Origin of the sequence: Faecalibacterium sp. I3-3-89 (assembly GCF_023347275.1) — a bacterium.
Classification (GTDB): domain Bacteria; phylum Bacillota; class Clostridia; order Oscillospirales; family Ruminococcaceae; genus Faecalibacterium; species Faecalibacterium butyricigenerans.
This window is the reverse complement of sequence record NZ_CP094468.1, coordinates 2,423,721-2,438,436: the sequence shown is the minus strand read 5'-3', so window position 1 is coordinate 2,438,436 and position 14,716 is coordinate 2,423,721. Positions and strand designations below refer to the sequence as shown.

The window sequence follows — 14,716 nt, the reverse complement described above, 5'->3', positions numbered from 1 at the left end:
AAACCGCCTCGGCATACAAGTGCCGAAATGACAAATTTTGCAGAAAATTTTCTGTCATTACGTCAAAAAGATATTTTTTTGACGAAGTAAGCTGCCCATCGCCTCGGGCGAGACACGGCAGAGCGCGCCGAAATCGGCGGCGGCAAGCTGAGCTTCGGCCATCCGGGCGCAGGCCTCGCCGGACTCCCGCAGGCGGGCCAGCGAGTGGGAGACGGGGAGGGAGCAGCCCTTTAAAAAAGGAAGTGCGTCCTTCCGCCCGCCCAGCAGGTGGAGATAGGGCGGAAGAGAAGGGAAGCTGTCGGCGGCGTAGCCCAGCGCGGCGTCCATAGCGAGGCGGCGCATCCGCGCCCGGGGATAGCGGACGGTGGTGAGGGCGTCCAGAAGGCCGTCGTAGGTGGTGCTGGCCCGGACGGCGGCTTCCAAGCGGTGCTCCAACCCCTCGGAGATGCCGCGCACCTGCCCGAAGGGCGTCTCGCCCCGGCAGGCAGACCGGAGAAGGGCCAGCTCGCACCGCCCGGCGGCGGAAAAGTCGGTGTACTGCCCGGCGGCGTGAGCCTCCCGGTAGAGGGGGAAGACCGCCTCGGGCACATAGGGTGCGATGGCCTCCGCTCCCTCCTCAGCCCAGAGGTGGCGGAGGGCGCTGGCACTGGCGAAGGAGCCGTGGGCGGCGTGGATGGCCTCGCCATGGTCCGCGCCCTGCCGGGGCAGGGGATGGACCTCCATCTGAGGCGCAAGACAGCGGATGGCCCGGCAGTACTCGACGGCGAGGTTGTTGTTGGGCTTGTCGAGGAGGGCGGCCACCCGTCCGTCGGGAGCAAGCTGAGCCGCTGCGGCCTGCCGCGCGGCGGCGAAGCTTTTCGCCCCGCCAGAGAGCTGGGCTTTGAGGGCGGCGCGGTAGGCGTCGCTGTCCAGAAGGGCGGCGGCTTCCATCAGGAGGGCAGCGTCGGGGGTCTCGGCCCCGAAAATCAGCCCATCGCACCCGGCAGCGGACAGCAGGGCTACACCCGCCCGGGCGAAGGCCTCCGCCCCCGCGCAGGCGCAGGGGGCAGGCAGGGCGAACACAAGGTCGGCTCCGCAGGTGAGCGCGGCCCGGGTGCGGACGGCCTCGGGCAGGAGGGGCAGTGCGCCCCGCTGCACAAGAGAGCAACTCATGGCGACGGCGATGTGCTCTGCGCCCAGCAGCTTTGCCTGAGCCAGCTGCCACGCGTGGCCGTTGTGGAAGGGGTCGTATTCGGCGATGATACCGGCAAATTTCATGGCGTGACCTCAAAAGTTTGTGAAATATCTGTCATACTGCATGGAGAAACGGGCCTGAAGAACGGGATTCTGGGCAGGATGTACAAAAAGCCCGGAGACATTGTAGCAGGCTTTGCCGCCATTGCGGCTTGAAAACCGGCTGACCCTATTATATAATAATTCTAGGAATCTGTAAAATTCTGCTCTTTCGGGGGCGGACAAAAACATATCTGGAGGAAACAAGAAGATGAAAATTCTGGTTATCAACTGTGGCTCTTCTTCCCTGAAATATCAGCTCATCGATATGGACGGTGAGAAAGTGCTGTGCAAGGGCCTGTGCGAGCGCATCGGCATGGAGAGCAGCATGATCACCCATGAGGCCAACGGCCACAAGGCTACCACGCCCGCCATCTTCCCCACCCACACCGAGGCTTTTGCTGAGGTCGTGAAGAAGATGACCACCGGCGAGGGCAAGTGCATCGACGATGTCAGCGAGATCAGCGCCATCGGCCACCGCGTCGTCCATGGCGGCGAGAAGTTCAAGGCAAGCTGCCTGATCACCGACGAGGTCGTCAACACCATCCGCGAGCTCAGCCCTCTGGCTCCTCTGCACAACCCCGCAGGCATCCTCGGCATCGAGGCAGCCCGCAAGGTGTTCGGCAACGTCCCGATGGTCGCTGTCTTCGACACCGCTTTCCACAGCACCATGCCCCCGAAGGCTTATATGTACGCCATCCCCTACGAGTACTATGAGAAGTACGGCGTCCGCCGCTACGGCTTCCACGGCACCAGCCACAAGTACGTCGCGCACAAGGCTGCTGAGTATCTGGAGGAGCCGATCGAGCGTCTGAAGCTCATCACCTGCCATCTGGGCAACGGCTCTTCCATCGCCGCTGTCGATCAGGGCAAGGTCGTGGATACCTCCATGGGCATGACCCCGCTGGCCGGCCTGATGATGGGCACCCGCTGCGGCGACCTCGACCCCTCTGTGGTCAACTACCTGAAGTACACCCTGAACATCACCGGCCACGAGCTGGACGAGATCCTGAACAAGAAGTCCGGCCTGCTGGGTATCTCCGGTGTTTCCAGTGACAAGCGCGACGTCGAGGAGGCTGCTCTCCACGGCAACAAGCGCGCTCAGCTGGCTTCTGATATGCTGAACTACCAGATCAAGAAGATCGTCGGCAGCTACATCGCCGCTATGGGCGGTGTGGACGCGATCGTCTTCACCGGTGGTATCGGCGAGCACGACGAGATCGCCCGTGCAAAGGTCTGCCACCACATGGATTGGCTGGGCATCCGCATCGATACCGAAAAGAACGAGCATCCCGTGGGCGATGTCTGCGACATCACCGCATGGGGCGCCAAGGTCCGCACTCTGGTCATCGCCACCGACGAGGAGCTGATGATCGCCCGCGACACCAAGGAAGTCATCGAGAAGTAATTTCCGCCTGTAATATTACAGTGCGCTAAGGCCGCACCGCTCCCGCAAAGGGGTGGTGCGGCCTTTTTGCGGTTTTGCACGAGTAAAATCCGTCTTATTATGCTGAATGCACAAAAAAGGGGACGAGGGTGTGTTTTTTGGTTGACAAATCAAAAAAAGAACGGTACAATAGGAGAGTCCTCAGTCCGAGGACGTTTACTCATTCAAGCCCCTGGTAAGCTTACGATCAGCGCTATGGTCCCTAAAAACCAAAGGTATGGTTACAATCCTTCCGTGGGCAAGAACTAAACAAAGAGGAGATACTACTATGTTCGAAGACAAGACTTTAGTTTGCAAGGACTGCGGCAAGGAGTTTGTTTGGACTGCTGGTGAGCAGGAGTTCTACGCATCCCGTGGCTTTGAGAACCAGCCCCAGCGCTGCAAGCCCTGCCGTGATGCCCGCAAGAACGGCGGCGCACGCAGCAACGGCGGCGAGCGTCAGATGTTCGACGCTACCTGCGCAGCTTGCGGCAAGGCTTGCAAGGTTCCCTTCCAGCCCCGTGAGGACCGCCCGGTCTACTGCTCTGACTGCTTCGCTCGCATGAAGCAGAACTAAGCGCTGATTCTATAATCTGAAGCTTAACGGCCCCCGCACTGTGCGCAGTGTGGGGGCTTTTGCTTTCTCTGGGGAGGAAAAGTGCTATTGCGCGCTTGTTGCGCGGGGTAAAACGCTGTTTCGGTAAGGCTAAGTTCTCTTTTGCGTGCCAAAAGAGAACCAGAAAAGCACCAGCGATTTCGACGCGCTGGATCCACGAGAAAGGGGCTGCTCGCCCCTTTCAGACCCCGAAGGAGTTGTCGAAACGGAAAAAAGCTAGCCGCTGCGCTAAACGCTTTTTTCTCGTTTCTCCGATTTGCTGCTTCGCAGCTGGTGTTACCTCTCTGCTGACGGTAACGTCCAGCAGAAACGTGAAATCTTCGGCGGAGTCGTAAATAGGAGAAGCACAAAAAAATGCGTTTAGCGCAGCGGCTAGCATTTTTGGGCTTCGACTTCCACATTGGAATTGTTAAGGGCGAGAAGCCCTTAACTCGTTGCGGGGAGAGTGGAGTCCAGAGGTAGGGAGGGGGGAGTCGAAACACCCCTCCCTGCCTCTGGCCCGCGCGGAGCGCAAGCCACTTGACCGCAAGAAAAAACTTAATCCGCGCTACCAGCGCGAGAACCATTTCTGGTTCTCTTTTGGCACGCAAAAGAGAACATTAGCCTTAATGAAAAAGTGCTTTACCCGCGCACAGGCGCGTGAAGCGTTTTGGGTTCTCTTTTGTGGGCTAAAAGAGAACACCAGCACCCGAAAAACCACACTTCTTTGCGGAAGAAACAAGAAGCTTTTCAATTTCTACTTGAAAAATAGGATATGATTGGGGTATATTATAGCTGAGCGCTGCAAGGCGCATCGTGAAAGACAGAAAGGGATACTACCATGTTTGATATTTTCAATATGCTCAAGAAGGACGAGAACCACCCTGTGAAGCAGGTGACTCGTGAGACCATCATCGGCGACATTCTGGATATGGACCAGAGCACCGCTCCCTACTTTATGGAGATCGGGATGCACTGCCTCGGCTGCCCCGCCTCCCGCGGCGAGAGCATCGAGGAGGCCTGCGAGGTCCACGGTGTGGACTGCGACGAGCTGCTGGAGAAGCTGAACGCTCATCTGGCCTCCAAGAAGTCCTGAGTGTTGCCGACACTGGATGCGCGTCTGAGCGCTGCCGCTGAGCTGGTGCGCCCCGGTCAGCCGGTGGCCGACATCGGCTGCGACCACGGCAAGCTGACGGCGGTGCTGGCTGCTTCGGGGAAGTACCCCAAGGTCATCGGGGCCGATTTGCGCCCCGGCCCGCTGGCGAAGGCCGCACAGACGCTGGAATATGCCGGATGCAAAGACCGCGCTGAGCTGAGGCTCGGCGACGGTCTTTCTGTGTTGTCCCCGGGCGAGGCAGGCACCATCGTGCTGGCGGGCGTCTCGGCCCAGACGACATGGGAAATCATCGAGAAAGCTCCGTGGGTGTCTGCGCCGGGCGGGCCGCGCCTCGTGATGGTGCCGGCCACCCGCCACAGCGACCTCCGCCGCTGGCTGTGGGAGCACGGTTTTGCCCTCATAGCCGACCGGCCGGTGCAGGCGGCGGGCCGCTGGTATGCCGTCATGGCAGCGGAGTACACCGGCGAGGTGAGGACGCCCACCTTCCAAGAGTGCCTGTTCGGCCTCACCGGCCAGTGGCCGGAGGGTGAGGGCTACGCCGCATGGCAGAAAGCAAAGCTGCCCCGCCTCCGCCTCGGCGTGCCGGACGGCAGCGAGATGGCGAGGGAGATGGACGCATTGGTCGCGTCTCTGCCCTCTCAGGCCGCTTCTTTGAAGGAAAAGGAAACGTATCGGTAAGGCAGGTAAAGCTATGACAACGATCGATTCGATTTATCAGGAGATGCAGCACATCGCGCCGCTGGCGCTGGCGGAGAGCTGGGACAACCCCGGCCTGCTGGTGGACTGCGGCGGCGGAGCGTCCCGGGTCCTGGTGACGCTGGACATCACCCCCGAGGTGGTGGAGGAAGCGGCCCGGAAGGGCTGTCAGCTCATCGTGTCCCACCACCCGGTCATCTTCTCCCCCCTCAAGAAGCTGGGCGGGCAGGACGTGGCCTTTCAGCTGGTGAAAAACGGCATCTCGGCCATCTGTATGCACACGAATCTGGATGCCGCCGAGGGCGGCGTCAATGAGGTGCTGGCCGGGTTCTTCGGGATGCGGGAGATGGAGGCCTTCGCCGAGGGTTGCGGCCGGGTGGGCAGCATCGACTCCATCACGGTGCCTGAGCTGGCGAAAAAGGCGCAGCAGGCGCTTGCCTCCCGCTGCAACCAGCCCCTCGACGGCCCTGCGGTGCAGGTGAAATTCGCCGACACCGGCAAGACCGTGCAGCGGCTGGCCGTCATCAGCGGCGCGGGCGGCAGCCTCTTTGAGGACGCGCTGGCACAGGGGGCGGACTGCCTGCTGACCGGCGAGGCCAATCACCACCACGCCATCGACGCCAAGCGGCTGGGGCTTTCCCTCATCGCGGCGGGCCACTACGCCACCGAATTTCCGGTGACGGCGGCGGTGGCCGAAAAGCTGCGCAGAGCCTTCCCGGCGCTGGAGGTCCTCGTGAGCGAGGACGCCCGCGACCCTTATACTTATTTATAATAAAACGAGGTAATACAAATGGCATTGGATGCCGCGACACTGGCGCTGACGGCGGCGGAACTGAAGACCACGCTGGCCGACGCCAAGATCGCAAAACTGTTTGAGCCGACCCGCGATGAGCTGGTCATCACCCTGCGCACCCGCACCGATACCTACAGCCTGCTGCTGTCGGCCCGGAGCGGCTCGGCAAGAGTCTGCCTGACCGAGGAGAGCTTCGAGAACCCCGAAACGCCGCCCTCCTTCTGTATGCTGATGCGGAAGCATCTCACCGGCGGACGTCTGTTGGACGTCCGGATGGAGCCGGGCGACCGCATCGTCTACTTCGAGTTCCAGTGCACCAACGAGATGGGCGACCTTGTGAGGAACATCCTCTGCGCGGAGCTGATGGGCCGCTACTCCAATCTGGTGCTGGTGCAGAACGGAAAGATCATCGACGCCCTTAAGAGGGTGGATTTTGAGGACAGCGATGTCCGTCAGCTCCTGCCCGGTCTGGCCTATACCACGCCCCCCAAGCCTGCCCGGCCCGATTTTCTGGCGGTCAGTGCGGCGTCCATCGTGGCGGCGGCCTGTGAGCGGGACCTGCCGGTGGCGGACGCCCTGAACAAGACGGTGGCAGGCGTCGGCCCGGTGGTCTGCCGGGAAGCTGCATGGCGTGCCTTCGACGGGGAGCATCTGCTGGCCAACGAGCTGACCGAGGCCCAGAAGCACCAGCTGATGGCAGCCATCGACGAGCTGAAGGAGATCTACGACGAGGGCGGCTGTCCGTGCAGCGTCACCGCCCCGGACGGAAAGCCGGTGGAGTACACCTTCTTCCGCCCTCAGCAGTACGGCGACAAGTATCTCATCAAGGAATGGCCCTCCTTCAACGCCATGCTCGAGGGCTACTACGCCGAGAAGGACCGCGCCGAGCGCCTGCGCACCAAGAGCAAGGAGCTGCACAAGGCCGTCCATAATATGTATGAGCGCGCCGTCCGCAAGCAGGCCGCGCGGCAGGAAGAGCTTGCCGCCAGCGGCAAGAGCGAGAAGCTCCGCCTCTACGGCGAGCTGCTGTCGGCCAACCTTTACCTCGCTGAAAAGGGGATGAAGAGCATCACGGTGCCCAACTGGTACGATGAGGGCCGGGAAGTCACTATCCCGCTGGACCTCCGCTTCAGCCCCAGCCAGAACGCCCAGAACTTCTTCAAGAACTATAAGAAGAAGCAGACGGCTGCCCGGATGCTGGTGGACCTGCTGGCCGAGGGCGAGAAGGAAATCGCCTATCTGGAAACGGTGCTCTACGAGGTGGAGACGGCCTCCGGCGAGGCGGCGCTGAATGAGATTCGCGCCGAGCTGAAGAGTCAGGGCTATCTGAAATACTACAAGCAGCGCGACAAGCGCCAGAAGCCCGCCGACTTCCTCCGGTTCACCTCCAGCGACGGCTTCGAGATCCTTGTGGGCCGCAACAACGCCCAGAACGACAGGCTCACCCTCCACACCGCCCGGGGCAAGGACCTCTGGTTCCACGTCCAGAAGGCCCCGGGCAGCCATGTCGTGGTCATGAGCCGGGGCGAGGACATCCCCGACGCCACCAAGCAGGAGGCCGCAGAGCTGGCCGTGGTCTATTCCAGCGCCTTCAAGGCCGGTGCCGCCGCCAAGGTGGCCGTGGACACCACCGAAGTGAAGAACATCTGGAAAGCCAACGGCGCAAAGCCCGGCATGGTGCTCTACGAGGTCTACACCACCGTGTACGTTACCCCGCGGGAAAAGCTGCTGGATGAGCTGAAGGTCAACGCGAAAAAGTAGATCCGATTTGAGACTCTGGCCGCTGTGCATCTGCACGGCGGCTTTTTTGCAAGAGGCAGTGGATAAAAAACGGAAGGACGATGGTATAAGAGGGCCGGTGAGCGGGCATCCTAAGAGTCAGCGGGGTTTTCCACAGAAAAAGCTGCCATGGCATTGTGCATTCTGCACAGAAAATCAGCTGGAAGAGAAAACAGAGGAAATAAAAAAAATAAAATCTGCGTTTTTTCGAAAAAACACTTGCCAAATGCACGAAGATGTGATAGAATATCTCTCGGCTGCAAAGGGCTTGTGCGATACAAGTCGTGCAGGCCAGCGATATGCGTAGATGCGGGAGGTTGTCATCCGGCGATAGCTGAGATGGGTTATTTCCGCGGAGTATGTCCGATCTTAGAACCGGGCGAAAGAATTACTGACAGCGATGGAATACGTTCCCTCGGCAGGGCGACCTGCGAAACGGGAGGAACCAATGTTCGGATTTGATTTGCTAATATATCTCCGGGAGAACTGCCAAGCGGTTCACCGGTTTTTCTAGTGCCAAATCGAGGAACACCCGGAACTGTGTAGAGCAATTTATCGGCTCGCCTAGGGCAAAACAATTTTTCAGGAGGCGTAAGCAATGGCAGTCAAAGAGAAAATCAGAATCCGTCTGCAGAGCTATGATGCTCAGCTGATCGATGCCGCAGCAGAGAAGATCGTGGAGACCGCAAAGCACACTGGTGCCCGCGTGTCCGGCCCCATCCCCCTGCCCACCGATCGTGAGATCGTCACCGTTCTGCGCGCTACCCACAAGTACAAGGATAGCCGCGAGCAGTTCGAGAGCCGCACTCATAAGCGTCTGATCGACATTCTGAAGCCGTCCAACAAGACGGTCGAGGCTCTGATGAGCCTCCAGCTCCCCGCTGGCGTGGACATCGAGATCAAGCTGTAAAAGACACTCGATCAAATTCGATGCCCTCGTTTCCCGAGGGGTCATGTTGGCAGTGACGTGCGCTGCCAACCAATAACCTTTACAGGAGGAAAAGAAAATGGTTAAAGGCATTATCGGCAAGAAAGTCGGTATGACCCAGCTGTTCGATGAGAATGGCAAGGTCATTCCCGTGACCGTCATCGAGGCTGGTCCCTGCACCGTCGTGCAGAAGAAGACCGTCGAGAGCGATGGTTATCAGGCTGTCCAGCTGGGCTTCGGCGAGGTTTCCGCCAAGAAGGTCAACAAGGCAGCTGCAGGCCACTTCAAGAAGGCAAATGTTGCCCCCAAGAAGACCCTGCGCGAGTTCCGTCTGGAGGATGTCTCCGCAATGAACGTCGGCGATGTGCTGAAGGCTGATGTCTTCGCAGCTGGCGACAAGGTTGACGTCGTGGGCGTCTCCAAGGGCAAGGGCTACCAGGGCGTTATCAAGCGCTACGGCCAGCACCGTCTGCGTGAGAGCCACGGCACCGGCCCGGTGGCACGCCACGCCGGTTCCAACGGCTCCACTTCTACCCCGTCTCGCGTGTTCCCCGGCAAGCGCCTGCCCGGCCACATGGGCTTTGTGCGCGTCACCGTGCAGAACCTGACCGTTGTCAAGGTTGACACCGAGAACAATCTGATCGCTGTCAAGGGTGCGGTTCCCGGCTCCAAGGGCACCATCGTCACTCTGGCCAACAGCGTGAAGGCGTAAGGAGGAAAGCTACAATGGCAAAGTTTAACGTAGTCGATATGAACGGTCAGCATGTTAGCGAGATCGAGCTTTCCGACGCCGTGTTCGGTATCACCCCGAACGAGAAGGCAGTCCACATTGCTGTGGTGAACTTCCTGGCCAACCAGCGTCAGGGCACCCAGAACACCAAGATCCGCATGGAAGTCTCCGGCGGCGGCAAGAAGCCCTGGCGTCAGAAGGGCACCGGCCACGCTCGTCAGGGTTCCATCCGTGCACCGCAGTGGACTCACGGCGGCGTCGCTCTGGGCCCCAAGCCCCGCAGCTACAACTACCACATCAACAACAAGGTCAAGCGTCTGGCTCTGCTGAGCGTCCTGTCCGACAAGGCTGCCAATGGCAACATGGTCGTTGTTGATAAGTTCGCCTGCGACGAGTACAAGACCAAGGCTGTCGTCTCCATGCTGAACGCCGTCGGCGCTGGCAAGAAGAACCTGCTGGTCAATGAGACTGTCGATGCAAAGTTCGTCAAGAGCGCTGGCAACATCGCTGGCGTCAAGACCACCTTCGCTGGCAGCGTGAACACCTACGATGTGCTGAACGCCGACAAGCTGATCATCAGCGTCGACGCAGCGAAGAAGCTCGAGGAGGTGCTTGGCTAATGAAAACCGCACATGATATTATCCTGAAGCCGGTCATTACCGAGAACTCCATGGCCGGTATCGCCGACAAGAAGTACACCTTCAAGGTCGCTACCGATGCTACCAAGGTCGAGATCGCTCAGGCTGTCGAGGTCCTGTTCCCCGGCGTCAAGGTCTCCAAGGTCAACACCATCTCTGTCCGCGGCCGTTTCCGCCGTCAGGGTATGCATGCTGGTTACACTGCCGCCTCCAAGAAGGCGATCGTGACCCTGACCAAGGACTCCAAGGAGATCGAGTTCTTCAACAGCATGGTCTGATCGAACCCACCGAGGGTTCCTCTATGGGGATATGACCCCGATAATAATTCATAAGATAAACAAAGGAGAATAGCACAATGGCTATCAAAAAGTATGGCCCCACTACTCCGGGCCGCCGCGGCATGACCGTCACGGATTACAGCGTCCTGTCCAAGGTCGCTCCCGAGCGCAGCCTGCTGGAGCCTATGAAGAAGCACAGCGGCCGCAACAACACCGGTCGTATCACCGTCCGCCATCAGGGCGGCGGCAACCGCACCAAGTATCGTGTCATCGACTTCAAGCGTCAGAAGACCGATATGCCCGCTACCGTCAAGACTCTGGAGTACGATCCGAACCGCAGCGCATTCATCGCTCTGGTCGAGTACACTGACGGTGTCAAGAGCTACATCATCGCTCCCGACGGCCTGAAGGTCGGCGATGTTGTCGTCAGCGGCAAGGGCGCCGACATCAAGCCCGGCAACTGCCTGCCCTTCGAGAACATCCCCGTCGGTACCATCATCCACAACATCGAGCTGTACCCCGGCCGCGGCGCTCAGCTGGTCCGTTCCGCTGGCAACATGGCTCAGCTGATGGCTAAGGAGAACGGCTACGCTCTGGTCCGTCTGCCCTCTGGTGAGATGCGCAACGTGCCCGTCAACTGCACCGCAGTCGTCGGTCAGGTCTCCAACATCGACCACGAGAACGTCAACCTCGGCAAGGCTGGCCGTAAGCGCCACATGGGCGTCCGTCCCGGCAGCCGTGGTACCGTCATGAACCCCTGCGACCACCCCCACGGCGGTGGCGAGGGCCGTGCACCTGTTGGCCACTCCGGTCCTATGACTCCCTGGGGCAAGCCTGCTCTGGGTCTCAAGACTCGCAAGCATCATAAGCGCTCCGATAAGCTCATCGTGAAGCGTGCAGGTAAGTAAGAGAGGAGTTTAAGACAATGGGTAGAAGCATTAAAAAAGGACCTTTCGTCCAGGCTGCTCTTCTGAAGCACGTTGAAGCAATGAACGCTTCCGGCAAGAAGCAGGTCATCAAGACCTGGAGCCGCGCCTCCACGATCTTCCCCGAATTCGTTGGTCACACCTTTGCCGTCCACGACGGCCGCAAGCATGTGCCTGTGTACGTGACCGAGGACATGGTTGGCCACAAGCTGGGTGAGTTCGTTCCCACCCGCACCTTTAAGGGCCACACCGGTAATTCGAAGTAAGAGAAGGAGGAACACAACATGGAAGCTCGGGCAATTCTTCGTTATGCCCGCATTAGTCCTCGTAAGGTGTCCATCGTTATGGATCTGATCCGTAACAAGCCCCTGGACGAAGCGCTGGCAATCCTGCAGTACACCCCGAAGGCCGCTTGTGAGCCCCTTCTGAAGCTGGTGAAGTCTGCAGCCGCAAATGCGGAAAACAACTTCAATATGGACAAGAACAACCTCTACGTCGCCGAGTGCTATGTCTGCCCCGGCCCGACGCTGAAGCGCATGATGCCTCGTGCACAGGGCCGCGGCTACCGCATCCTGAAGCGCACCAGCCACATGACCGTTGTTCTGAAAGAGAAAGAGTAAGGAGGGAAAACAATGGGCCAGAAAGTAAATCCGCACGGCATTCGTGTCGGCGTTATTAAAGACTGGGACAGCCGCTGGTTTGCCTCCAAGAAGGATTTCAGCGATAACCTCGTCGAGGATCACAAGATCCGCACTGAGCTGAAGGCTCAGCTGAAGGACGCTGGCGTCCCCAAGATCGAGATCGAGCGCACTGTGGATCCTTCCACTTCCGCTCCCCGCGTTACCGTCAACATCTACTGCGCAAAGCCCGGTATGGTGATCGGTAAGGGCGGCGAAGAGCGCGTTGCTCTGCAGAACAAGCTGACCAAGGAGTATGGCAAGACCGTCATCGTCAACGTCATCGAGGTCAAGAGCGCTGCTACCAACGCTCAGCTGGTTGCCGAGGACATCGCTCGTCAGCTGGAGAACCGCGTTACCTTCCGCCGTGCTATGAAGCAGTGCATGCGTAACGCTATGAGCCCCCGCGATCGTGCAACTGTCCCTGCAAAGGGCATCAAGGCAATGTGCTCCGGCCGTCTGGGCGGCGCCGACATCGCCCGCACTGAGAGCTACCACGAGGGCACCATCCCCCTGCAGACCCTGCGTGCCGACATCGACTACGGCTTCGCTGAGGCTGCTACCACCTACGGCCGCATCGGCGTCAAGGTCTGGGTCTACAAGGGCGAGGTCCTCAAGAGCGCTAAGACCGCTCAGAAGAAGGAAGGAGGCAACAAGTAATGTTACTGCCTAAGCGTGTTAAGTACCGCCGCGTCCAGCGCGGCCGCATGACCGGCAAGGCTACCCGCGGCAATGTGGTGTGCCAGGGCCAGTACGGCCTTGTTGCTCTGGAGCCGGCATGGATCTCCTCCACTCAGATCGAGGCTGCTCGTGTCGCCATGACTCGTTACATCAAGCGTGGCGGCAAGGTCTGGATCAAGATCTTCCCCGATAAGCCCGTTACTGAGAAGCCCGCTGAGACCCGCATGGGTTCCGGTAAAGGCTCTCCCGAGTACTGGGTCGCTGTTGTCAAGCCCGGCCGCGTGCTGTTCGAGCTGGCAGATGTCGATGAGGCAACTGCTCGTGAGGCTCTGCGTCTGGCAATGCACAAGCTGCCCATCAAGTGCAAATTTGTTGTCCGTGAGGACTCCGTGAAGGAGGATGGCACCAATGAAGGCTAATGAACTCCGCGAAATGCAGACCGCAGAGCTGACCAGCAAGCTGGCAGACCTGAAGGCTGAGCTGTTTAACCTGCGCTTCCAGCATGCCATCAACCAGCTGGAGAACCCCGGCCGCATCGAAGCAGTCAAGAAGGACATCGCTCGCGTGATGACCATTCTGGCTGAGAAGCAGTAAGGAGGTTAAACGATGGAAGAACGTAATCTGAGAAAGACCCGCGTCGGCGTCGTCGTGTCCGACAAGATGGATAAGACCATCGTGGTTGCCGTTAAGGATAGCGTGCAGCACCCCCTGTACAAGAAGATCCTGAAGCGTACCGCCAAGTTCAAGGCTCGTGACGAGCAGAACGAGTGCGGCATCGGTGACCGTGTTGAGATCATGGAGTGCCGCCCCCTGTCCAAGGATGTGCGCTGGCGCCTGGTCCGTATCGTTGAGAAGGCAAAGTAATCATCTTTGCCCGCTGCTTTGAACAGTTTGAAAGGAGATATCTGAAATGGTTCAGATGCAAACTTATCTCAAAGTTGCCGACAACACCGGTGCCAAGGAGCTGATGTGCTTCCGCGTGCTGGGCGGCACCCGCAAGAGATACGCAAACATTGGTGACGTCGTGGTCTGCTCTGTCAAGAAGGCAGCCCCCGGCGGCTCCGTTAAGAAGGGCGACGTCGTCAAGGCTGTCATCGTGCGCAGCAAGCATGGCGTCCGCCGCGACGACGGCTCCTACATCCGTTTCGATGAGAACGCCGCCGTTATCGTCATGGCCGACAAGAGCCCCAAGGGTACTCGTATCTTTGGACCCGTCGCTCGCGAGCTGCGCGATGCCGGCTACACCAAGATCCTGAGCCTGGCTCCGGAATCGCTGTAAGGAGGTTTTAAAAATGAATAATCTTCATGTTAAAACCGGCGACAACGTAATGATCATCAGCGGCAAGGACAAGGGCCACACTGGTAAGGTCCTGCAGGTCAGCCCCTCTGAGAACAAGGTCATCGTTGAGGGCCAGAACATGGTTACCAAGCACGTCAAGCCCCGTCGTCAGGGCGAGCAGGGCGGCATCGTCAAGGCTGAGGGTGCAATGTACGCATCCAAGGTCATGCCCATCTGCCCCAAGTGCGGCAAGGCTGTGCGCGTGGGCCACGTCGAGAAGGACGGTAAGATGGTCCGCGTCTGCAAGAAGTGCGGCGCTGAGCTGTAAGAAAGGAGTAAGGAACAATGGCTCGTTTGAAAGAACAGTATGTCAATGAAATTGCTCCTGCTCTGAACAAGAAGTTCGGTTACAAGAGCGTTATGCAGATCCCCAAGCTGGACAAGGTCGTCATCAATGTTGCCTGCGGCGAAGCTAAGGACAACGAGAAGATCCTTGAGGCTGTCATGAAGGATCTGGGCCAGATCACTGGCCAGAAGGCAGTCGTCTGCCGTGCCAAGAAGAGCGTCGCTAACTTCAAGCTGCGTCAGGGCACCCCCATCGGCTGCAAGGTCACCCTGCGTGGTGAGCGTATGTACGAGTTCGTCGATCGTTTCTTCAACATCGCACTGCCCCGTGTCCGCGACTTCCGCGGCATCAACGGCAACGGTTTTGACGGTCGCGGCAACTTTGCATGCGGCATCAAGGAGCAGATCATCTTCCCCGAGATCGACTTCGAGAAGGTCGATGCAGTCCGCGGCATGGATGTCTGCTTCGTTACCACCGCTAAGACCGACGAAGAGGGCAAGGAGCTGCTGAAGGCTCTGGGCGCTCCGTTCGCTGAGAATAACTAAGGAGGAGATT

The 14,716-nt window shown here is 59.3% G+C and carries 21 protein-coding genes; 20 read left to right on the top strand and 1 reads right to left on the bottom strand.

Annotated elements, in window-relative coordinates; all coding sequences use genetic code 11:
• Positions 1-57: 57 nt before the first annotated feature.
• Positions 58-1,257, bottom strand: a complete 1,200-nt coding sequence (locus MTP38_RS11870; RefSeq protein ID WP_249233666.1) for a nucleotidyltransferase family protein — start codon at positions 1,255-1,257, stop codon at positions 58-60.
• A 226-nt stretch (positions 1,258-1,483) separates the two neighbouring features.
• Here MTP38_RS11870 and MTP38_RS11865 point away from each other — a divergent pair, with 226 nt between their 5' ends.
• The 20 genes from MTP38_RS11865 (at position 1,484) to rplE (ending at position 14,706) form a co-directional block, all read left to right on the top strand.
• Positions 1,484-2,680 carry an acetate/propionate family kinase gene (locus MTP38_RS11865; protein WP_249233665.1) on the top strand — a complete coding sequence of 399 codons (1,197 nt, stop codon included), beginning with the start codon at positions 1,484-1,486 and terminating at the stop codon, positions 2,678-2,680.
• Between the two features lie 307 nt (positions 2,681-2,987).
• Positions 2,988-3,275: a zinc-ribbon domain containing protein gene (locus tag MTP38_RS11860; protein ID WP_227621649.1), complete on the top strand. Its 288-nt coding sequence runs from the start codon at positions 2,988-2,990 to the stop codon at positions 3,273-3,275.
• 859 nt (positions 3,276-4,134) lie between these two features.
• Complete coding sequence (locus MTP38_RS11855; RefSeq protein ID WP_227621522.1) at positions 4,135-4,389, top strand: DUF1858 domain-containing protein; 255 nt, start codon at positions 4,135-4,137, stop codon at positions 4,387-4,389.
• On the top strand, positions 4,390-5,088 hold the full coding sequence (locus tag MTP38_RS11850; protein WP_249233664.1) for a class I SAM-dependent methyltransferase: 699 nt from the start codon (positions 4,390-4,392) through the stop codon (positions 5,086-5,088).
• A gap of 13 nt (positions 5,089-5,101) precedes the next feature.
• Complete coding sequence (locus tag MTP38_RS11845) at positions 5,102-5,878, top strand: Nif3-like dinuclear metal center hexameric protein (protein ID WP_249233663.1); 777 nt, start codon at positions 5,102-5,104, stop codon at positions 5,876-5,878.
• Between the two features lie 18 nt (positions 5,879-5,896).
• Complete coding sequence (locus MTP38_RS11840) at positions 5,897-7,660, top strand: Rqc2 family fibronectin-binding protein (RefSeq protein ID WP_249233662.1); 1,764 nt, start codon at positions 5,897-5,899, stop codon at positions 7,658-7,660.
• A 616-nt stretch (positions 7,661-8,276) separates the two neighbouring features.
• Positions 8,277-8,588 (top strand): 30S ribosomal protein S10, encoded by a 312-nt coding sequence (gene rpsJ, locus MTP38_RS11835; protein WP_005934923.1) that lies wholly within the window; start codon positions 8,277-8,279, stop codon positions 8,586-8,588.
• A gap of 97 nt (positions 8,589-8,685) precedes the next feature.
• The gene (gene rplC, locus MTP38_RS11830; protein WP_055190682.1) at positions 8,686-9,318 is read left to right on the top strand and encodes a 50S ribosomal protein L3; all 633 of its coding nucleotides are present in this window, start codon (positions 8,686-8,688) and stop codon (positions 9,316-9,318) included.
• Positions 9,319-9,332: 14 nt separating this feature from the next.
• Positions 9,333-9,956, top strand: a complete 624-nt coding sequence (gene rplD, locus MTP38_RS11825) for a 50S ribosomal protein L4 (RefSeq protein ID WP_227621518.1) — start codon at positions 9,333-9,335, stop codon at positions 9,954-9,956.
• Positions 9,956-10,252 (top strand): 50S ribosomal protein L23, encoded by a 297-nt coding sequence (gene rplW, locus MTP38_RS11820; RefSeq protein ID WP_015564637.1) that lies wholly within the window; start codon positions 9,956-9,958, stop codon positions 10,250-10,252. The genes rplD and rplW overlap by 1 nt, the downstream gene beginning before the upstream one ends.
• Positions 10,253-10,329: 77 nt before the next feature.
• Positions 10,330-11,160, top strand: a complete 831-nt coding sequence (gene rplB / locus MTP38_RS11815) for a 50S ribosomal protein L2 (protein WP_227621517.1) — start codon at positions 10,330-10,332, stop codon at positions 11,158-11,160.
• A gap of 17 nt (positions 11,161-11,177) precedes the next feature.
• A complete protein-coding gene (gene rpsS, locus MTP38_RS11810; protein ID WP_005934915.1) occupies positions 11,178-11,444 on the top strand; it encodes a 30S ribosomal protein S19 in 267 nt (88 codons plus the stop codon).
• A gap of 18 nt (positions 11,445-11,462) precedes the next feature.
• Positions 11,463-11,798, top strand: coding sequence for a 50S ribosomal protein L22 (rplV, locus tag MTP38_RS11805; protein ID WP_005921882.1), 336 nt, complete (start codon positions 11,463-11,465; stop codon positions 11,796-11,798).
• Positions 11,799-11,810: 12 nt separating this feature from the next.
• Complete coding sequence (gene rpsC, locus MTP38_RS11800; protein WP_005938023.1) at positions 11,811-12,515, top strand: 30S ribosomal protein S3; 705 nt, start codon at positions 11,811-11,813, stop codon at positions 12,513-12,515.
• The gene (rplP, locus tag MTP38_RS11795) at positions 12,515-12,955 is read left to right on the top strand and encodes a 50S ribosomal protein L16 (RefSeq protein WP_005938020.1); all 441 of its coding nucleotides are present in this window, start codon (positions 12,515-12,517) and stop codon (positions 12,953-12,955) included. The genes rpsC and rplP overlap by 1 nt, the downstream gene beginning before the upstream one ends.
• Entirely contained in the window at positions 12,945-13,130 is a 186-nt protein-coding gene (gene rpmC, locus MTP38_RS11790) for a 50S ribosomal protein L29 (protein WP_158402011.1), read from the top strand. Before rplP ends, rpmC begins: the two co-directional genes overlap by 11 nt.
• A 12-nt stretch (positions 13,131-13,142) precedes the next feature.
• Entirely contained in the window at positions 13,143-13,400 is a 258-nt protein-coding gene (gene rpsQ / locus MTP38_RS11785; protein WP_005938017.1) for a 30S ribosomal protein S17, read from the top strand.
• A 46-nt stretch (positions 13,401-13,446) separates the two neighbouring features.
• On the top strand, positions 13,447-13,815 hold the full coding sequence (gene rplN, locus MTP38_RS11780; RefSeq protein WP_005938014.1) for a 50S ribosomal protein L14: 369 nt from the start codon (positions 13,447-13,449) through the stop codon (positions 13,813-13,815).
• A 13-nt stretch (positions 13,816-13,828) separates the two neighbouring features.
• On the top strand, positions 13,829-14,143 hold the full coding sequence (rplX, locus tag MTP38_RS11775; RefSeq protein ID WP_005934911.1) for a 50S ribosomal protein L24: 315 nt from the start codon (positions 13,829-13,831) through the stop codon (positions 14,141-14,143).
• Positions 14,144-14,160: 17 nt separating this feature from the next.
• Positions 14,161-14,706 carry a 50S ribosomal protein L5 gene (rplE, locus tag MTP38_RS11770; RefSeq protein WP_015564641.1) on the top strand — a complete coding sequence of 182 codons (546 nt, stop codon included), beginning with the start codon at positions 14,161-14,163 and terminating at the stop codon, positions 14,704-14,706.
• Positions 14,707-14,716: the final 10 nt, after the last annotated feature.